Annotated in this window: 16 protein-coding genes; 10 read left to right on the plus strand and 6 right to left on the minus strand. The window is 70.6% G+C overall.

Features of this window, described 5'->3' with window-relative positions; all coding sequences use genetic code 11:
* Positions 1–49 precede the first annotated feature (49 nt).
* Positions 50–988 carry an alpha/beta fold hydrolase gene (locus tag ACS3YM_RS13035; protein ID WP_439936856.1) on the plus strand — a complete coding sequence of 313 codons (939 nt, stop codon included), beginning with the start codon at positions 50–52 and terminating at the stop codon, positions 986–988.
* Here the strand turns inward: ACS3YM_RS13035 and galK are convergent.
* A complete protein-coding gene (gene galK / locus ACS3YM_RS13040) occupies positions 985–2,322 on the minus strand; it encodes a galactokinase (protein WP_439936857.1) in 1,338 nt (445 codons plus the stop codon). The genes ACS3YM_RS13035 and galK overlap by 4 nt on opposite strands.
* Between galK and ACS3YM_RS13045 the strand changes: the two genes are divergently transcribed.
* From ACS3YM_RS13045 to ACS3YM_RS13060, 4 genes are read left to right on the plus strand one after another with little or no spacing between them, the layout of a single operon-like run.
* The gene (locus ACS3YM_RS13045) at positions 2,234–3,481 is read left to right on the plus strand and encodes an extracellular solute-binding protein (protein WP_439936858.1); all 1,248 of its coding nucleotides are present in this window, start codon (positions 2,234–2,236) and stop codon (positions 3,479–3,481) included. The genes galK and ACS3YM_RS13045 overlap by 89 nt on opposite strands.
* Positions 3,478–4,434, plus strand: a complete 957-nt coding sequence (locus ACS3YM_RS13050) for a carbohydrate ABC transporter permease (RefSeq protein ID WP_439936859.1) — start codon at positions 3,478–3,480, stop codon at positions 4,432–4,434. The genes ACS3YM_RS13045 and ACS3YM_RS13050 overlap by 4 nt, the downstream gene beginning before the upstream one ends.
* Positions 4,434–5,273, plus strand: a complete 840-nt coding sequence (locus ACS3YM_RS13055; protein WP_439936860.1) for a carbohydrate ABC transporter permease — start codon at positions 4,434–4,436, stop codon at positions 5,271–5,273. Before ACS3YM_RS13050 ends, ACS3YM_RS13055 begins: the two co-directional genes overlap by 1 nt.
* Positions 5,274–5,280: 7 nt before the next feature.
* Entirely contained in the window at positions 5,281–6,534 is a 1,254-nt protein-coding gene (locus ACS3YM_RS13060; protein WP_439936861.1) for an ABC transporter ATP-binding protein, read from the plus strand.
* Positions 6,535–6,537: 3 nt separating this feature from the next.
* On the opposite strand, the gene ACS3YM_RS13065 is transcribed toward ACS3YM_RS13060, so the two are convergent.
* The gene (locus ACS3YM_RS13065) at positions 6,538–8,379 is read right to left on the minus strand and encodes an alpha-amylase family protein (protein ID WP_439936862.1); all 1,842 of its coding nucleotides are present in this window, start codon (positions 8,377–8,379) and stop codon (positions 6,538–6,540) included.
* Between the two features lie 42 nt (positions 8,380–8,421).
* Between ACS3YM_RS13065 and ACS3YM_RS13070 the strand changes: the two genes are divergently transcribed.
* Positions 8,422–9,828 carry a glycoside hydrolase family 32 protein gene (locus ACS3YM_RS13070; protein WP_439936863.1) on the plus strand — a complete coding sequence of 469 codons (1,407 nt, stop codon included), beginning with the start codon at positions 8,422–8,424 and terminating at the stop codon, positions 9,826–9,828.
* Positions 9,829–9,835: 7 nt separating this feature from the next.
* On the opposite strand, the gene ACS3YM_RS13075 is transcribed toward ACS3YM_RS13070, so the two are convergent.
* The gene (locus tag ACS3YM_RS13075; RefSeq protein WP_439936864.1) at positions 9,836–10,921 is read right to left on the minus strand and encodes an ABC transporter ATP-binding protein; all 1,086 of its coding nucleotides are present in this window, start codon (positions 10,919–10,921) and stop codon (positions 9,836–9,838) included.
* Between the two features lie 108 nt (positions 10,922–11,029).
* On the minus strand, positions 11,030–12,040 hold the full coding sequence (locus ACS3YM_RS13080) for a LacI family DNA-binding transcriptional regulator (protein ID WP_439936865.1): 1,011 nt from the start codon (positions 12,038–12,040) through the stop codon (positions 11,030–11,032).
* Positions 12,041–12,256: 216 nt separating this feature from the next.
* Here ACS3YM_RS13080 and ACS3YM_RS13085 point away from each other — a divergent pair, with 216 nt between their 5' ends.
* The 4 genes from ACS3YM_RS13085 (at position 12,257) to ACS3YM_RS13100 (ending at position 17,727) form a co-directional block, all read left to right on the plus strand.
* Positions 12,257–13,582: an ABC transporter substrate-binding protein gene (locus ACS3YM_RS13085; RefSeq protein ID WP_439936866.1), complete on the plus strand. Its 1,326-nt coding sequence runs from the start codon at positions 12,257–12,259 to the stop codon at positions 13,580–13,582.
* Between the two features lie 103 nt (positions 13,583–13,685).
* Positions 13,686–14,669, plus strand: a complete 984-nt coding sequence (locus ACS3YM_RS13090; RefSeq protein WP_439936867.1) for a carbohydrate ABC transporter permease — start codon at positions 13,686–13,688, stop codon at positions 14,667–14,669.
* Positions 14,666–15,589 (plus strand): carbohydrate ABC transporter permease, encoded by a 924-nt coding sequence (locus ACS3YM_RS13095; protein WP_439936868.1) that lies wholly within the window; start codon positions 14,666–14,668, stop codon positions 15,587–15,589. The genes ACS3YM_RS13090 and ACS3YM_RS13095 overlap by 4 nt, the downstream gene beginning before the upstream one ends.
* 14 nt (positions 15,590–15,603) lie before the next feature.
* Positions 15,604–17,727 (plus strand): alpha-galactosidase, encoded by a 2,124-nt coding sequence (locus tag ACS3YM_RS13100; RefSeq protein ID WP_439936869.1) that lies wholly within the window; start codon positions 15,604–15,606, stop codon positions 17,725–17,727.
* Here the strand turns inward: ACS3YM_RS13100 and ACS3YM_RS13105 are convergent.
* Together ACS3YM_RS13105 and ACS3YM_RS13110 are read right to left on the minus strand one after the other, a co-directional pair.
* A complete protein-coding gene (locus tag ACS3YM_RS13105) occupies positions 17,721–18,374 on the minus strand; it encodes a DUF1707 SHOCT-like domain-containing protein (protein ID WP_439936870.1) in 654 nt (217 codons plus the stop codon). The genes ACS3YM_RS13100 and ACS3YM_RS13105 overlap by 7 nt on opposite strands.
* A 24-nt stretch (positions 18,375–18,398) precedes the next feature.
* Entirely contained in the window at positions 18,399–18,662 is a 264-nt protein-coding gene (locus ACS3YM_RS13110) for a hypothetical protein (protein ID WP_439936871.1), read from the minus strand.
* Positions 18,663–18,706: the final 44 nt, after the last annotated feature.

The following is an 18,706-nucleotide window of genomic DNA, read 5'->3' on the forward strand; positions in this document are numbered from 1 at the left end:
ACCCACTCTGGTGTGCCTCATCCGTGCTCCGGTCGTGTTCACTGGGGCCATGCCCACCCCACGTCGCGCGCCCACCGAGGCGCCCGTCGTCTCCGACGAGCTGCTCGCGCCCGTCGGTCCTGACGTCGAGCTGTGCTACCAGACGTTCGGCGACCCGGACGGCGAACCGCTGCTGCTGGTCATGGGGCTCGGCGGCCCGATGACGTGGTGGGACGACGAGCTGTGCCTGATGCTCGCCGCCGAGGGCTTCTACGTGATCCGTTACGACAACCGCGACACCGGCCGCTCGAGCCGGATCCGGGCGCGCGTGACGCGCGGACAGCTGGTGCGCGCGTTCGGCGGGCGCAAGGTCAAGGCGCCCTACACGATGACCGACCTGGCGGGCGACGCCGTCGCGCTCCTCGACCACCTCGGCCTCGGGTCCGCGCACGTCGCGGGCATCTCGATGGGCGGCATGATCGCGCAGACCGTCGCGATCGAGCACCCCCGGCGGGTGCGCTCGCTGACGAGCGTGATGTCGACGACCGGTCGCCGCACGGTCGGCTGGCAGGACCCGCGCCTGATCCCGGCGCTCATCGCGCCCCGCAAGCCCGGCCGCGAGTCCTACGTCGAGACGAGCGTGGCCTTCTGGGACGTGATCGGCTCCCCCGTCTACCCCGCCGACCGCGACCGGCTCGCCCAGCGGGCCGGCGAGACGTTCGACCGCGGCTACAGCGCCAGCGGGGTGATGCGGCAGATGCTGGCGATCCTCAAGCAGCCCGACCGCACCCCGCGGCTGCGCAGCCTGCGCATCCCCGCCCTCGTCGTGCACGGCATGGCCGACAAGATGGTGCACGTCAGCGGCGGTCGCTCGACCGCGGCGGCCATCCCCGGCGCCGAGCTGGTGCTGATCGACGGCATGGGCCACGACCTGCCGCCCGCGCTCTTCGCCACCTTCGTCGAGGCGATCGCGCGGACCGCCGACCGCGCGCCCCAGAGCCAGGCCTAGAGCCGCCGGGCTCCGGCCTCCGCTGCGGCGGTGAACAGGGCCGGCTCGGTGAAGCCCGCGTCCGCGAAGGCCTGGCGTACGACGTCACCCACGGCAGCGACGTCGCTCTCGGGCACCAGCCCGATGACGCAGCCGCCGAACCCGCCGCCCGTCATCCGGGCGCCGATCGCACCGGCGTCCAGCAGGGCGTCGACCGCGAGGTCGACCTCCGGCACCGTGATGCGGAAGTCGTCGCGCATCGAGCGGTGGGACGCGGTGAGCAGCGGCCCGAGGTCCTCCAGGCGTCCGGCGCGCAGCACGTCCACGGCCGCCAGGACCCGGGCGTCCTCGGTCACGACGTGGCGGACGTAGCGCCGCAGCTCGTCGTCGTGGAGACGGGCGAGCGCGTCGTCGAGGTCGGCGTCGGTCACGTCGCGCAGCGCGGGCACGCCCAGCCGCTTGGCCGCCTCCTCGCACCCGCTGCGACGGGCGGCGTACTCCCCGTCCGCGTGCCGGTGGGGCGCCCTGGTGTCGACGACGAGCAGTGCCAGCCCGGCGCCGGCGGGGTCGAAGGGCACCGACTGGGTGGTCAGGTCGCGCATGTCGCAGAAGAGGGCATGGCCCGCCTCGCCGCGCAGGCTGACCAGCTGGTCCATCCCACCCGTGGGCGCGCCGACGGCGTCGTTCTCCACGCGGCGGCTGAGGTCGAGCAGTCCGGACGGGCCCAGCCCGAGGCCGAGGTGCTCGTCGAGCGCGGTCACGACCGAGCAGACCAGCGCCGCCGACGACGACAGCCCCGCACCCGTGGGCACGTCGGAGTCCACCGCGATGCGCAGGGGCGGCACGTCGACGCCGTCGTCGTGGAGCAGCCAGAGCGCGCCCAGGACGTACGACGCCCAGTCCGGCGCGTCGTCCCGGTCGGCCAGGCCCGAGGGGCTGACGACCACCTGCTCCGGGGCCTGCGCGGACACGACCGTCCACCCCTCGGCGGCGTCGTCGACCGAGGCCGTGCAGCCCACGGCGAGGGCCATCGGGAGGACGAAGCCGTCGTTGTAGTCGGTGTGCTCGCCGACGAGGTTGATCCGCCCGGGGGCACGCCAGATCGTCATCAGAGCCTCGTCTCCCGCATACCCGTTGGTGTGGGTTGCATGTTGCCAAAAGGTGTCGCGGCCCACTAGACCAGAGGCCCAACTAGACACGAGGAGGGTGCGGATGTCACGAGCACCGTCGATCCGGCAACGAGGCCGGCCAGGGATCAGACGAACGGTGGCACCGCTGGCGGCGATCCTCCTCGCGGGTGGGTTGCTGTCGGCGTGCGGCGGCGACGGCGGCAAGCCCGAGCTGGTCTGGTACATCAACCCCGACAGCGGCGGGCAGGACGCCGTCGCCGCGGAGTGCTCCACCGACGACTACACGATCTCGACCCAGGTGCTCCCCCAGGACGCCGGCCAGCAGCGCATCCAGCTGGCCCGCCGCCTCGCGGCCAAGGACCCGTCGATCGACCTCATGTCGATCGATCCGCCCTTCACGGCCGAGTTCGCGGACGCCGGCTTCCTCGCCGAGGTGCCCCAGGACGCCAAGGCCCAGCTGGAGGAGCAGGGCACGTTCAAGGGCGCGATGGACGCGGCGACGTGGAAGGACAAGCTCGTCGTCTTCCCGTTCTGGTCCAACACCCAGGTCCTCTGGTACCGCAAGTCCTTCGTCGAGAAGGCCGGCATCGACATGTCGAAGCCCGTGACGTGGGACCAGATCATCGACGCCGCCGCCGAGAACGACGCGAAGATCGGCGTCCAGGCCAACAAGTACGAGGGCTACGTCGTGTGGATCAACGCCCTCGTCGAGGGCGCCGGCGGGCACATCCTCGAGGACGCCGGCGAGGGCGTCGACGCCAAGATCACCCTCGCCGACGAGGCCGGCCAGGACGCGGCGGCGGTCGTCGAGAAGCTCGCGACCTCCGAGGCCGCACCGGCCGACCTGAGCGTGTCCAACGAGGGCACCGCCGGCTCGACCTTCGGCTCCGACGCGGGCTCGTTCCAGGTCAACTGGACCTTCATCTGGCACAACTACGACGACTCCGCGCCCGACGTCGCCAAGGACATCGGCTACGCCCGCTACCCGCAGACGGTGGAGGGCGAGGAGTCCCGGCCCCCCTACGGCGGCATCGGCATCGGCGTCAGCGCGTTCTCGGAGCAGAAGGACCTCGCCCTCGAGGCCGCGCAGTGCCTGACCGGGCCCGAGATGCAGGGCATCAACGCCGACAAGACCGGCAACATGCCGGCGAGCACCAAGGGCTACGAGTACCCCGCGCTGAAGAAGCAGTACCCCGACGACCTGCTGGAGCTCTTCCAGACCAGCGTCGACGCGGCTGCTCCTCGCACGGTGACGCCCTACTGGAGCGACGTGTCGGGTTCGATCCAGAACATCTGGCACCCCCCGCGGTCCGTGGACAAGGACACGCCGGAGCGGTCGTCGGTCTTCATCGAGGACGTACTGAAGGGTGGTGACCTGCTGTGACCACGACTGTCGCTCCCGACTCGGAGAAGGACGTGAGCCGCGCAGCGAGGAAGGCGGCCAGCGACCGCACCGCGGCGGAGAACAGGCTGGGGCTCAAGCTCGTCGCCCCCGCCGTCGTGCTGATGCTCCTGGTCACGGCCTGGCCGATGATCCAGGCGCTCTACCTCTCGCTGTTCCGCTACCGCCTCACCGCCCCGGACGACCGGCAGTTCGTCGGCGTCGACAACTACCTGACGATCCTCAGCGACGACCAGTTCTGGAAGAGCACGCTCACCACGCTGCTGATCATGGTCGTGACGGTGGGCGTCGAGCTGGTCATCGGGTTCGCGTTCGCGATGGTGATGCACCGCATCGTCTTCGCCCGCGGGCTGATGCGCACCTCGATCCTCATCCCCTACGGCATCATCACGGTCGTCTCGGCCTTCGCGTGGCAGTTCGCGTTCTCGCTCAACAACGGGTTCGTCAACGCGTGGTTCAGCTGGCTGCCGTGGATCGCCGAGGACACCAACTGGTTCGGGGACTACTGGCACGCGATGTTCGCGATCATGGTCTCGGAGATCTGGAAGACCACTCCGTTCATGGCGCTGCTCCTGCTGGCCGGGCTGGCCCAGGTCAGCGAGGACATGCTCGAGGCCGCCAAGGTCGACGGGGCCACCTGGACCCAGCGCCTCACGAAGGTGATCCTGCCCAACATGCGCGCGGCGATCATGGTCGCGGTCCTCTTCCGCGCCCTCGACGCCTACCGCATCTTCGACAACATCTTCGTGATGACCAAGGGGGCCGAGGGGACGCAGTCGATCTCGTTCCTGACCTACCGCCAGGTCATCGAGCAGATGCAGCTCGGGCTCGGCTCCGCCATGTCGGTGCTGCTGTTCCTCTCGGTGCTGCTGCTGGCGTGGTTGATCGTGAAGCTGTTCCGCGTCGACCTGGCGCAGGCGAGGGGTGAGGGCTGATGGCGAAGCAGACTGGCAAGAACCAGATCGGCACGTGGATCGGGTTCGCCCTGATCATGCTCTGGTGCCTGTTCCCGGTGGCGTGGATCATCTCGCTGTCCTTCAAGTCCGAGGGCGAGACGGCGGCCGGTAGTGCCCAGTTCCTGCCCCAGGAGCCGACGATCGCCAACTACAAGGCGATCCTCGACAACCCCGACTTCACCCGCGCGCTGATCAACTCGTTCGGCATCGCGCTGATTGCGACGCTCCTGTCGGTGATCTTCGCGACGCTGGCGGCCTACGCCATCGCCCGGCTGGAGTTCAAGGGCAAGCGCCTCGTGCTCTCGCTGGCGCTGGCGATCGCCATGTTCCCGGTGGTCGCGCTGGTGGGCCCGCTCTTCGACATGTGGACCACGTTCGGGCTGTTCAACACCTGGCCCGGTCTGATCATCCCCTACATGTCGTTCACGCTGCCGCTGGCGATCTGGACGCTCTCCGCCTTCTTCCGCGAGATCCCGTGGGAGATGGAGCAGGCGGCCCAGGTCGACGGCGCCACGTCGTGGCAGGCGTTCCGCAAGGTGATCGTGCCGCTCGCCGCACCCGGTGTCTTCACCGCGGCGATCCTCACCTTCTTCTTCGCGTGGAACGAGTTCGTGCTCGCGATCTCGTTGACCTCCACGACCGCCTCCCGGACGGTGCCGGCCCAGATGTCGTTCTTCGTCGGGCCCGACCCGTTCAACCCGCCGTACGCGCAGCTCGCGACGGCGTCGGTCATCGTCACGTTGCCGGTGATCGTCATCGTCCTGCTGTTCCAGCGCAAGATCGTCGCCGGCCTCACCTCCGGCGCAGTGAAGGGGTGATCAGCTCATGGCTGCCATCGAGATGAAGAACATCGTCAAGCAGTACGGCGACGGCTTCCCGGCCGTCAACGACGTGAGCATCGACGTGGAGGACGGCGAGTTCCTGATCCTCGTCGGGCCCTCAGGGTGCGGGAAGTCGACGCTCCTGCGGATGATCGTCGGGCTGGAGGACATCACCGACGGCGACATGGTCATCGGGGGGAAGAAGGTCAACGACCTCGCCCCGCGCGACCGCAACCTGTCGATGGTCTTCCAGAACTACGCGCTCTACCCCCACCTCACCGTCTACGAGAACATCGCGTTCCCGCTGCGGCTGGCGGGCAAGTCGGACGCCGAGGTCGACGAGAAGGTGCGCGAGGCGTCGAAGACGCTGGAGCTCGACGAGCACCTCGAGCGCAAGCCCGGCAACCTCTCGGGTGGCCAGCGCCAGCGCGTCGCGATGGGTCGCGCGATCGTGCGCGAAGCGGAGGCGTTCTTGTTCGACGAGCCGCTGTCCAACCTCGACGCCAAGCTCCGTGGGCAGATGCGCACGGAGATCTCCCGGCTGCAGAAGCGGTTGGGCATCACCACGGTCTACGTCACCCACGACCAGACCGAGGCGATGACGCTGGGCGACCGGGTCGCGGTGCTCAAGCGCGGGGTGCTCCAGCAGCACGCCACGCCGCGTGAGCTCTACGAGAACCCCGCCAACCTGTTCGTCGCAGGCTTCATCGGCTCACCGCCGATGAACTTCCTGCCGGCGAAGGTCGACGGCAACAAGGTGGAGCTGCCCTTCGGCACCGTCACGATCCCCGAGGACAAGGCGGCGAGGGCCCAGGGCAAGGACCTGCTGATCGCGGGCATCCGCCCCGAGCACTTCGAGGACGCCAGCGTCGTGGACAGCGACAAGGTGACCGAGGAGGCGACCTTCCACGCCACCGTCGACGTCGTGGAGTGGCTCGGCAACGAGGCCTACGCCTACATCCCCTTCGAGGCCCCGCCCGAGGTGGAGAAGCAGCTCCAGCAGCTCGAGCGCGACCTCGACGGCGAGTCCCTGCGCACCCAGCTGGTGATCTCGCTCGACGGCGCGAGCCGGATCAGCGAGGGCGACGACGCGAAGATCTGGGTCGATGCCCGCAAGATCCACCTCTTCGACCCCGCGACGGGCGAGAACCTCACGATGGACGCCGAGCACGCGGGGATCGTCCCGGGTGTCGACACCATGGCGAAGGCCGAGGAGGTCGGCAAGGAGCAGGACGAGGTCCAGCCCGAGGGCTCCTAGTCCTCAGCCGCGGTCGTGCAGCCACGCGACGGCGTACGGCTCCAGCGGGACCGCACCCTCCACCAGCGAGGGGGCGGTCCCGCTGATCGCGTCGTGGAGGCCGTCGGTGTGCAGGCCGAGCCAGTGCAGGACGTCGGCGTCCACCCACGCCGGCCTGTCGGTGGCGTTGAAGGCGGCGAGGAGCGGCCCGCTCGGGTGACGTCGCACGACCAGCAGCACGCCGGGGTCGCGCGGGTCCCAGACCTCGGTCGGGGTGGCCGCGTGGAGGTGCGGCAGCTCACGTCGTACGTCGAGCAGGTGGCGCAGCCCGGCGCCGATGCCGTGCGGGTCGGCGTGGGACGCCGCGTCCCAGGGCATCCGCGGCCGGTGCACCCAGCGGTTGTCTGCGGCGTGCGCCGGGTCGTCGGCCCAGCCCGCGTCGTTGAGCAGCCCGAGCTCGTCGCCCATCCAGATCAGCGGGAGCCCGCCGAAGCCGAGGACGACCGCGTGGGCCCAGAGGATGCGGGCCACCGCGCCCGGGTCCCCCGCCTCGAGCCCGGCCAGCGAGGCCAGCGAGCCGGAGATGCGCCGGTCACCCGTCGCCTCGTTGTGCTGGAAGACCAGGCCCCGCGCCCACGAGCCGGGGAACGCCCCGGAGTACCAGTCGGACAGGAACCGGCGGTGCGCCGCCGGGTCGATGCCCACCGCCCACGCGTCCTCGTCGGCGATGGCCCACCCGATGTCGTCGTGGCAGCGGACGTAGGTCGCCCACGACGTGGTGGACGGCGGCTGCGGCAGCTGCTGGAGCGCGTGCGTGGCCAGCCCGACCTCTCCCGACGCGAGCATCGACCACACCTGGACCATCAGGCCGTTGTGGTAGGCGAGGTCGCTGACCCGTCCCGCGTGCTCGCCGACGCCGAGGTAGGCGGGCAGCTCCGCCGGGCCGACGATCGCCTCGGCCTTGAAGAGCACGGCCGGGGCGGCGATCCGGACGACTGTGCGCAGGGCGCGGGTGAGCTCGTGCACCTCCGGCTCGTTCTGGCACATCGTGCCGAGGCGCTTCCAGATGAAGGCGATGGCGTCGAGCCGGAACACCTCGACGCCGACGTTGGCGAGCGTGAGGATGATGTCGGCGTAGTCGCAGAGCACGGCGGGGTTCGACCAGTTGACGTCCCATTGGTAGTCGTTGAACGTCGTCCACACCCAGCCGTCGAGCTCGTCGTCCCAGGTGAAGCTGCCGGGTGCGAAGTCGGGGAACACCTCCGGCAACGTCGCCTCGTAGGCGTCGGGGACCTCGCGGTCGGGGTGGACGTGGAAGTAGGCGCGCTTGTCGGGGTCACCGGCCCGTGCGGCCACGGCCCACTCGTGCTCGCGGGCGACGTGGTTGAGCACGAGGTCGAGGCAGAGGCTGACGCCCTCGCCGCGCAGGGTCGTCGCGAGCTCGCGCAGGTCGTCGACGGTGCCGAGGTCGGGCCGCACCGAGCGGTAGTCCATGACGGCGTAGCCACCGTCGTTGGGAGCCGGTCGAGGGGTGAGCAAGGGCATCAGGTGCAGGTAGGTGACCCCCAGCTCCTTGAGGTACGCCGTCCGCTCCCCGACGTCCGCAAGCGTCCCGGCGAAGCGGTCGGCGTAGGCGGCGTAGCCGAGCATCGACGGGCGCTGGAACCAGTCGGGCTCGCGCAGCCGCCGTTCGTCGAGGTCGCGCAGCTCGACGGGGCGGTCCCGGTGGGCGGCCCGGGCGATCCGCACCAGACGGTCGGTCACCTCGCCGGCCCGGTCCGGGCCGTAGACCCGGCCGAGCGTCTCGTGCAGGTCGGGACCGAGCGCCGCGAGCCTGTCCTCGAATCCAGTGTCTGACCGGTCCACGCGCCCAGTATGGCGAAGAGCAGGCCCCTACGCTGGTGTGTCGTGAGCGACGAGGAGCTTCTGCGGCCGCGTGACCACTTCGCGCCCGCGCGCGGCTGGCTCAACGACCCCAACGGGCTAGTCCTCCACGACGGCGAGCACCACCTGTTCTTCCAGCACAACCCCGACTCGCTCGTCCACGGCCCCATCTCGTGGGGCCACGCGGTCAGTCCCGACCTGGTGCGGTGGACCGAGCTCCCGACGGCGCTGGCTGCGACCGCGACGGAGCACGTCTGGTCGGGCAGCGTCGTCCACGACGTCGCCAACACCTCGGGCCTCGGCGCCGACGGCGCCGGGCCGCTCGTCGCCCTCTACACGAGGTTCGAGCCGGGGACCGGCCGGCAGAGCCAGTGCCTGGCCCACAGCCTCGACCGGGGCCGCACGTGGGAGCGCTACTCCGGCAACCCGGTCCTCGACATCGGGTCGTCGGCCTTCCGCGACCCCAAGGTCCTGCGCCACGACGACGGCTGGCTGATGGTGGTCGTCCTCGCCGAGGCCCGGACGGTCGAGCTCTACCGCTCGCCGGACCTCATCGCGTGGGAGCACTGGTCGAGCTTCGGCCCGGAGGGCTCGGTCGAGGGGTTGTGGGAGTGCCCCGACCTCGTCCGGGTGCCCGTCGAGGACGGGCAGGACGGACGGACCGCGTGGGTGCTGCTGGTCAGCGTCTCCGACGGTGCGCCGGCGGGCGGCTCGGGCATGCAGTACGTCGTCGGCGAGCTGGGCGAGGGCGGCTTCGCCTCGACGCAGCCGGCCCGGTGGGTCGACCACGGCGCCGACTTCTACGCCGCGATCTCCTACTCCGACGTCCCCGGGCCCGAGCCCGTCGTGCAGGCGTGGATGAGCAACTGGCAGTACGCCGACCGGGTGCCCGCCACCGTGTTCCGCGGGTCGATGACGCTGGCGCGCCGACTCGCCCTCCGCCCCCGCGACGGCGAGCTGCGGCTGGTGCAGCATCCGGTCGTGCGCGCGGGCGAGGCGGCGTACGCCCTCACCGAGCACGCGCTCGCGGGCACCCTGGAGCTGCCGGTGGCGGCGCGTTCCTACCGCGTCGTCGCCGAGGTCGACCCCGGCACCGCGCGCGCCTTCGGGCTGCACCTGCGCGTGGGGCGCGACGAACGGACCACCCTTCGGGTCGAGCAGGACCCTCGCACCGTGACGCTGGACCGGAGGCGGTCAGGGACGGTCGAGGTGCACCCCGCGTTCGCGGCGGCGCACACCGCGCCCCTGCCGGACTACGGGCGCGCGGTGCGCCTCGAGGTCGTGGTCGACGTGGCGTCGGTGGAGGTCTTCGCGGGCGGCGGCGAGGTCGTGCTCACCGACCAGGTGTTCCCCAGCCCGTCGAGCACGGGCCTGGCGGTGTTCGCCGAGGACGGCGAGGCGCACGTGCGGCGCCTCACCGTCCTCGTCTGAGCGAGCCTCAGTCCGAGAGCCGCTCGCCGGACTCGGTGTCGAACACGTGGACGTGCTCGGGGTCGGTCGTGACGTGGAGCGTCTCGCCCTTCTGCGGGTGGTGCCGACCCGAGATGCGGATGATCACGTTGGACGGCACGCCCTCGACGTCGCAGGTGCCGTAGACGAAGCTGTCCGCGCCGAGCTCCTCGACGACCGTGACCCGGACGGGCAGGCCGCCCTCCTCGGCGGTGACCAGGCGCCAGTTCTCCGGACGCACGCCGACCGTGACCTTGCCGCTCATCTTGCGCTCCGCGGCCGGGTCGACCGGGACGGCGTAGCCGCCGACCTTGACCGTGCCGTCCTCGGCCGCGACGCCCTCGAGCAGGTTCATCTGGGGCGAGCCGATGAAGCCGGCGACGAACAGGTTGGCCGGCTTGTCGTAGAGCTTGAGCGGGGTGTCGACCTGCTGCAGGACACCGAGCTTCATCACCGCGACGCGGTCGCCCATCGTCATGGCCTCGACCTGGTCGTGGGTGACGTAGACCGTGGTGACGCCGAGGTCCTGCTGCAGGCGCGCGATGTCGGTGCGGGTGGCCACGCGCATCTTGGCGTCGAGGTTGGACAGCGGCTCGTCCATGCAGAAGACCTGCGGCGCCCGGACGATGGCGCGGCCCATGGCCACGCGCTGGCGCTGGCCACCGGAGAGCGCCTTGGGCTTGCGCTGGAGGTACTCGGTGAGCTGGAGGATCTCCGCTGCCTTGGCGACGCGCTGCTTGCGCTCCTCGGCCGGCACCTTGGCCATCTTGAGCGAGAACGCCATGTTCTCCTCGACCGTCATGTGCGGGTAGAGCGCGTAGTTCTGGAAGACCATGGCGATGTCGCGGTCCTTCGGCGGGACCCGGGTCACGTCCCGGTCGCCGATGTAGATCTTCCCGTCGTTGACCTCCTCGAGCCCCGCGAGCATCCGCAGGGTCGTGGACTTGCCGCAGCCGGACGGTCCGACGAGGACCATGAACTCGCCGTCCTTGATCTCCAGGTCGATGCCCGGCACTGCCGGCTCATCGGCTCCCGGATACCACCGCTGGGCCTTCTCGAACGTCACTGATGCCATTTTCTGCTCCTTCACCGGCAGGTACGTGCCGGACGATCCGTAGTGAAGTGACGGCAGTCACAGTAGGGCCCGGCCGTCGGGACTCGCAACGGAGCCCTCTCCCGGCCGTCAGCCGGGGGACCGCACCGAGCCCCCACGTCGGACGCCCATCGGCACCGCGACCGTCCCACCGTGGTCGTCGGGCGCGAGCAGGCGCCGGACGGCCAGCGCCCCGAGCTCGAGGAAGGGCAGCTCCACCGAGGTGAGCTCCGGTCGCAGCCACCCGGCCAGGGCGGAGCCGTCGAACGACACCACGCTGACGTCGTCGGGCACCCGCAACCCGGCCTCGGCCAGCGCCTGGTAGACCCCCATCGCGATGCGGTCGTTGAGGCACACCAACCCCTCCGCACGTCCGCCGCGCGCCAGCCAGCGGGTGGTCGCCTCGAAGCCCTCGGTCACCGACCAGTCGCACGGCACCACGCCGGCGAGCTCGACGCCCTTCGCGGCCAGCTCGGCCTGGATGCCCACCATCCGGCGCGGGCCGGCCGTGGCCTCCGGCGTGGGGTCGCGACCGATGACCCAGATGTCGGAGACACCCGCAGCCATCAGTGTGGCGGCCGCCTCCCGACCGCCGCCCTCGTCGTCGGGCAGGACCGAGGCGAACCGCTCGTCAGGGTCCTCGCAGTTGAGCAGCACCGCGCGCATCCCGCGCAGCGCCTCGGGGAGGCGGATCGTCCGGGCGGTGCGGGTGGCATAGACCACGCCGTCGACGTCGCGCTCGCGCATCTCCTCCAGCAGCAGCCGCTCGAGGTCGGGGTCACCGCCGCTCTCGCCCATCACCACGAGGTGGTCGAGCTCGCGGGCGGCGTTGGTCGCGCCGGTGAGCATGCTGCTGCCGTACTGCTCCCCCGCGATCTGGTCCGAGACCAGGCCGATCGTCGCCGTGCGCCGCGTGCGGAGGCTCCTCGCGCTGCGGTTGGGGCGGTAGCCGAGGCGCCTCGCGGCCTCGCGCACCCGCTGGTCGGTCTCGGGCGCGATGCGCATCTGCGCGCCCCGGTCGTTGAGGATGTACGACGCGGTGGTGGCGGACACCCCGGCCGCAGCAGCGACGTCGGCCAGCATGACGCGTCGTGTCTTCACCGCACCTCTCCTCCCGTCGTCGCACGCGCCCGCGGCGCGCGCCAGAGCCTGCCGCAGACGATCTGGTCCCGCCGGCGGTCGTGTCCCTTTCGTTGCTTGACACCCGGACCGCGGGCCGATGATGATGCGGCTGATTCGATTCAGCAGTGGCGTACGTCACATTACGACACCCAGGACCGGTGCGGGTAGGCCCCGCCCCTTCCGAGGAGGCACCCCATGCGACTGACTTCGACACGGCGCCGCGCGGCCCTGGCCGCGACCGCGGCCGCCATGGCGCTGACCACCACGGGCTGCCTCGGCAGCAGTGACGACGGAGGGGGAGGCGGCAGCTCCGGCGGTGACGACGGTGTCGTCGAGATCCTGGCCACCACCGACCCGCTCGTGTTCGACGGGCTGAAGGCCAAGATCGAGGAGGAGGCAGACGCGGCGGGGATCAAGGTCGACGTCCAGCGCGTCGACAACATCAACCAGCTCATCCTCACCAAGATCCAGGCCAACGACGCCCCCGACATCGCCGTGATCCCCCAGCCGGGCGTGATCAAGCAGATCGTCGACCGCGGCAAGGCCGTGGAGATCACCGACGACATCGTCCCCGCCGACCTGCTCTCCGACATGACCCCGGGCACGCTCGAAGCCGGACAGATCGACGGCAAGCAGTACGGGATGATGATCAGCATGAACGTCAAGAGCCTGGTGTTCTACAACAAGCAGGCGTGGGACAAGGCGGGCTACAAGGCTCCCGAGAGCCTCGACGACCTGGCCGCGCTGGGCGAGCAGATCAAGAGCGACGGCGGGACCCCGTGGTGCTTCGGCATCGAGTCCGGCACCGCGACGGGCTGGCCGGTCACCGACTGGATCGAGGACCTGGTCATGCGCTACGGCGGTGTCGACGGCTACAACTCGTGGGTCACCCACGAGACGCCGTTCGACTCCGACCTGGTCAAGCAGGCGGCCGACTACCTCGAGACCAACGTGCTCGCCGACGGCAACGTGCCCGGTGGCCGCGGCTCGATCTCGAGCGTCGCGTTCGGTGACGCCGAGGACACCATGTGGGACGACAAGCCGGGCTGCTGGTTGTTCAAGCAGGGCAACTTCGTCGTCTCCAAGGACTTCATGCCGGAGGACGTGGTCGACAACGTGGACGAGCGCATCGGCGTCTTCGGCTTCCCGCCCGCCGAGGCAGGCGGCGACAACCCGGTGCTCGGCGGCGGCGACCTCGCCACGCTCCTCGACGACAACGAGGACTCCCGGGCGATCATGGAGATCCTCGCCAACGTCGACCTCGGCACCACGGCCGCGCCCGACAGCTCGTTCATCTCCCCGCACACCGGCTTCGACACCTCGCTCTACCCGAGCGACCTGACCCGGCAGATCGCCGACGTGGCCTACAAGTCCGACGCCGTCCTCTTCGACGGCTCGGACGCGATGCCCGGCGAGGTCGGGGCCGGCTCCTTCTGGAAGGAGATGACGGCGTGGATCAGTGAGCAGGAGGACCTCGACACCGCGCTGAAGAACATCGACGACAGCTGGCCCGCCAGCTGACACCGCGTCGGACCGGGGACGACCGTCCACGGACGGTCGTCCCCGGTCCCCCGCCCCTCGCCCGCCTGCGCGTCGCCCGCGCCGGACCTAGGAGCCGAACCACATGGTCCTGAAGATCCTCAACGCCCTGATCACCGTCGGCGTGGGCGTCGCCGCCGCCGTCGTCCTCTACTGGGTGCTCAACAAGCTGGCCGAGGTGCTGCCCGGGAGGTGGGAGGACCGGATCAAGCCCTACCTCTACATCCTCCCCGCCTACGCCGCCCTCGTCTTCTACCTCGTCTACCCGGCCGTCCAGACGCTCGTGTTCAGCTTCGCCAACGCGACGAGCACCGAGTGGGTCGGGATGGACAACTACACCAAGCTGCTGCAGAGCAGCGGCTTCCAGGACACGCTGTTCAACACTCTGCTCTGGATGGCCGTCGTCCCGGTGTTCACCGTGATCCTCGGCCTGGCGATGGCCGTCCTCGCCGACCGTCTCTCCCCGACGTGGGAGAGCACCTCGAAGACGATCATCTTCCTGCCGATGGCCATCAGCGCCGTCGGCGCCGGCACCGTGTGGGGCCTGGTCTACAACTACCGCCCCGAGGGTCGTGAGCAGATCGGGCTGCAGAACGCGATCGTCACCGCGCTCGGCTTCGACCCGGTCGTGTGGCTGCAGACCACCGAGTTCCACCTCAACAGCTTCTTCCTGATGATGATGCTGCTCTGGGCGCAGGCCGGCTTCTCGATGGTGCTGCTCTCGGCCGCCGTGAAGGGCGTCCCCGAGGACACCCTGGAGGCGGCCCGGATCGACGGCGCCAACGAGCGCGCGATCTTCTTCCGCGTGATCGTGCCGCAGATCTGGGGATCGGTGATCACCGTCTACGTCACGACCCTCATCGGTGTCATGAAGATCTTCGACATCGTCTACGTGATGACCAACGGCGGCTTCAACACCAACGTCATCGGCAACCAGTTCTTCAACGAGCTGTTCACCAACTTCAACAACGGCGCGGCCGCGGCGATCGTCGTGCTGCTGATGCTCGCGACCATCCCGATCATGTGGTACCAGGTGCGCAACTTCCGCCGTGAGGAGTCCATGGCATGACCTCGACACAGACCACCCCGGCAGCGGCCACCCCGACCTCGAAGACCCGCAGGCGCGCCTCGTCGCGCGAAGGACAGCCGCAGAAGGCGGGCTGGTTCGCCCGGATCGTCGTCTTCATCCTGTGCTTCCTGTGGATCGTTCCCGTGATCGGGCTCCTCCTCACCTCGTTCCGTCCGCGCGACGACGCGAACACCTCCGGCTGGTGGACGCTGTTCTGGACGCCGTCGGCCTGGGGGCGGATGACCTTTGACAACTACTCGACCGCCATCGACAAGGGCGGCCTGGGCGAGGCGTTCGTCAACAGCCTGGCGATCACCCTGCCGGCGACCTTCATCCCGGTCCTGGTGGCCGCGTTCGCGGCCTACGCGTTCACGTTCATGGAGTTCCCCGGCCGCAACGTCCTGTTCCTGGCGGTCGTGAGCCTCCTGGTGGTGCCCAACTACATCGCCTTCGTGCCGATCCTGCGCATCTACGGCGACTTCCAGCTCGCGGGCACGTTCCCGGCCGTGTGGCTGGCCCACATCGGCTTCGGCATGTCGCTGGCGATCTACATCCTGCGCAACTACATGGCGACCCTGCCCAAGAGCCTCATCGAGTCGGCCAAGATCGACGGCGCCAGCCACTTCCAGACCTTCTTCCGGCTGGTGCTGCCGATGTCGGTGCCCGCGCTCGCGGCGTTCGCCATCTTCCAGTTCCTGTGGGTCTGGAACGACCTGCTGGTGGCGCTGATCTTCATCGGCCCGGGTGACAACGCGCCGATCACGGTCGCCCTGCGCAACAACCTGATGGGCCAGGCCGGCTCGGGCCAGCACCTCATCACCGCCGGCGGATTCGTGTCCATGGTGCTGCCGCTCGTGGTGTTCTTGTTCATGCAGCGCTTCTTCGTCCGCGGCCTCACCGCCGGAGCCGTGAAGGGCTGAGGTCCGCCAGAGCGATGCTCTTCCCTCCCACCACCACGACCACCGACCACCCCCGGCTCGCGATCGAGCTCGACCCCGCGGGCGACCTGCTGCCCCGCATCCTGTGGGCCGGGACCACCACCTCGACCACCGCTGGTCCGAGCGGCTACCCCTCGACCTTCCGGGGTCCGGGCGTGCCGCTGCTCGGGGAGCACGCGCACGAGCTGTTCACGCGTCCGCACCTGCGCGGCCACCGGGTGGGCGGGAGCGACGCGGCCTGGTCGACGCGGTTCCTCGTCCAGGACCTCGACGCCGGCGACTCCCGGCTGGTGGTCACGGCCGAGGACGACGCGGCCGGGCTCCGGCTGACGACCGAGCTCGAGGCCCTGCCCGGAGGCCTGCTGCGGGGACGGCACACGGTGCGCAGCACGGGCGCCGGGACGTACGTCCTGACCGGGCTCGACGTCGTGCTGCCCGCCTCCGACGACCTCGTCGAGCTGCTGGACTTCACCGGACGGCACGAGGGCGAACGCACCCCGCAGCGGCACACCGTCACCGATGGGCTGTGGCTGCGCGAGGGCCGTGAGGGCCGGCCCGGTCTCGGCGGCGCGACGATGGCCGTGCTGGGCACGCGCGGCTTCGGCACCCGCAGCGGCACGGTGCTCGGGGTGCACGTCGCGTGGAGCGGCAACAGCTGCTTCCGGGTCGAGCGCTCCCCCGACCTCGGCACGACGCTCGGGGGTGGCGAGCTGCTGCAGCCGGGCGAGGTCGCGCTCGGCACCGGCGAGGACTACGTCTCGCCCTGGGTCGTCTTCGGCGCCTCGGACAGCGGGCTCGACGGGTTGGCGGAGGCCTTCCACACCTACGAGCGGTCCCTGGCCGCGCACCCGACGCACCAGCCGGTCGTGCTCAACGTGTGGGAGGCGGTGTGGTTCGACCACGACCTGCCCCGCCTGCACGAGATCGCCGACCGCGCCGCCCGCGTGGGCATCGAGCGGTTCGTGCTCGACGACGGGTGGTTCCACGGCCGCCGCGACGACACCGCGGGGCTCGGCGACTGGTGGGTGGACCCCGACGTGTGGCCCGAGGGCCTGACCCCGATCGCCGACCACGTGCGCTCGCTCGGCATGGAGTTCGGGCTGTGGTTCGAGCCCGAGATGGTCAACCCCGACTCCGAGCTCTTCCGCACGCACCCCGACTGGATCCTCGCGACCGGCGCGCGGGTCCCCCAGCTGCACCGCAACCAGCTCGTCCTCGACCTCTCCCGCGAGGAGGTCTGGCAGCACGTCCACGACCGGGTGCACGCCGTGCTCTCGTCGGCGCCGATCGACTACGTCAAGTGGGACCACAACCGTGAGCTCCTCGAGGCCGGGTCGGGGGCCCGCGGCGGGTCCTCGGCGGTGCGGGCGCAGACGTTCGCGTTCTACCGGCTGCTCGACTCGCTGCGCGAGCTGCACCCCGGCATCGACTGGGAGTCGTGCGCCTCGGGCGGCGGCCGCATCGACCTGGGCGTGCTCGAGCGCACCCAGCGGGTCTGGACCTCCGACATGACCGACGCGCTGGCCCGCCAGCACATCCAGCGCTGGACCGGCCAGCTGGTCGCGCCGGAGTACCTCGGGGCGCACGTCAGCTCGCCGGTGGCCCACCAGAGCGGACGCACGCTCCCGCTCGACTTCCGGGCCGCGACCGCGTTCTTCGGCGCGTTCGGGGTCGAGTGGGACCTGAGCACCGCCACCGACGACGAGCTGGACGCGCTGGCCGCCTGGGTGGCGCTCCACAAGCAGCTCCGCCCGCTGTTGCACACCGGGCGCATGGTGCGACCGGAGTCACCCGACCCGGCGGTGCTGCTCCACGGCGTCGTGGCCACCGACGGCGCGGAGGCGCTCCTGGCCCACGTCCAGCTCGACGAGTCCGCCAGCAACCGGGGCGTCCTGGTCCGGGTCCCCCACCTCGTCCCGGAGGCGACCTACGAGCTGCGGTGGGTCGGTCCGGTGGACCGGCGCGCCACCAGCCGGTCGGTGGAGATGCCCGAGGCCGGACCGACGGCCGGCGCACAGGTCACGGGCGCCGTGCTGGCCGCGCGCGGCTACTGGATCCCGCGCCGGCGGCCGGAGACCGTCGCGCTGGTGCACGTCGAGCGAGCGGAGCCGCGTCAGTAGGTGCCGAGGTACTTCTTCGGCGTCCCGGGCGCGGGGAGCCGCTGCACCGTCACCGAGCCCATCAGCGCCATGCCCCGCACGCGGACGGTCGGGGAGCCCGGCCCCAGCTCGGCCGGCGTCCTGTCCCGGGCCTGGCTGAACTCGCCCATGATGGGTGTGCCGTCGAGCACCACGTGCATGTGCGCGGGGACGATGATCTTGACCTCCCCCATGATCGCGCTGGCGTTGACCTGCGTGTGCTGGGCGGCGAGCTGGGCCTCGCGCAGGTCGATGACGACCGACCCCATCAGCGCGAACGCGCTGTGGTGCTCGGGCACCGCCCAGACGCCCTGGCGCTTGCACTCGCTCATGATCGCCAGCGACGAGTGGTGGCCGACCGCAGGTACGCCGGACGGCGCGCGCGGCACGGGCGTGCTCGCGGGCTGCGCGTGGGGCAGCTGGGTGGGTTGGTGGAGGTCGGCGGTGATCGGCACCAGGTCGGCGTACGTCCGCGCGCCCCAGGTGAGCTCCAGGCGCTCGTCGAGCTCGTCGAGGTCGATGCGCCCCTCGCCGGCGGCATCGCGCAGCACGTCGGCGACGCGCTGGCGGTCGGCGTCCGAGATGCGCATCAGCGACGGATCGGGCGGGCGGTTCTCGATCTCCCCCATGCGGCCAGACTAGCGAGGTCGTCGTCAGTAGTGCTTGCGGTGGCGCATGCGGGAGAAGCGGTCACCGGACTGGACCGGGTAGGGGCAGGTGGCGACCTTGTGCGGCCGGGTCGTGTCGAGGCAGTCGTCGATGGTGACCCGGTCGGGCTCGGTGTCCACGACCGTCCCGATGTCCTGCTTCGGCGGCGGGACGTCGGTGCCGCAGGCGGAGACCGTCACCAGGACGGCGAGGGCCACTCCGGCGGTGCGACCGCGCCGCGGGCAGAAGGACGAGCTGATCGGGTTCATGCCACCAGCGTGGGCCTGCGCGGGCCCTCGTTGACGAGTCTTGA

This window comes from Nocardioides sp. N13(2025), from assembly GCF_051912545.1.
In the GTDB taxonomy this organism is placed as follows: Bacteria; Actinomycetota; Actinomycetes; order Propionibacteriales; family Nocardioidaceae; genus Nocardioides.

Coding starts and splice junctions, on each gene's coding strand:
- ACS3YM_RS13035 (WP_439936856.1), top strand. CDS start 50: ATGCCCACCCCACGTCGCGCGCCCACCGAGGCGCCCGTCGTCTCCGAC.
- galK (WP_439936857.1), bottom strand. CDS start 2,322: ATGTACCAGACCAGCTCGGGCTTGCCGCCGTCGCCGCCGCACGCCGAC.
- ACS3YM_RS13055 (WP_439936860.1), top strand. CDS start 4,434: ATGGCGAAGCAGACTGGCAAGAACCAGATCGGCACGTGGATCGGGTTC.
- ACS3YM_RS13060 (WP_439936861.1), top strand. CDS start 5,281: ATGGCTGCCATCGAGATGAAGAACATCGTCAAGCAGTACGGCGACGGC.
- ACS3YM_RS13075 (WP_439936864.1), bottom strand. CDS start 10,921: ATGGCATCAGTGACGTTCGAGAAGGCCCAGCGGTGGTATCCGGGAGCC.
- ACS3YM_RS13085 (WP_439936866.1), top strand. CDS start 12,257: ATGCGACTGACTTCGACACGGCGCCGCGCGGCCCTGGCCGCGACCGCG.
- ACS3YM_RS13090 (WP_439936867.1), top strand. CDS start 13,686: ATGGTCCTGAAGATCCTCAACGCCCTGATCACCGTCGGCGTGGGCGTC.
- ACS3YM_RS13095 (WP_439936868.1), top strand. CDS start 14,666: ATGACCTCGACACAGACCACCCCGGCAGCGGCCACCCCGACCTCGAAG.
- ACS3YM_RS13100 (WP_439936869.1), top strand. CDS start 15,604: ATGCTCTTCCCTCCCACCACCACGACCACCGACCACCCCCGGCTCGCG.
- ACS3YM_RS13105 (WP_439936870.1), bottom strand. CDS start 18,374: ATGGGGGAGATCGAGAACCGCCCGCCCGATCCGTCGCTGATGCGCATC.
- ACS3YM_RS13110 (WP_439936871.1), bottom strand. CDS start 18,662: ATGAACCCGATCAGCTCGTCCTTCTGCCCGCGGCGCGGTCGCACCGCC.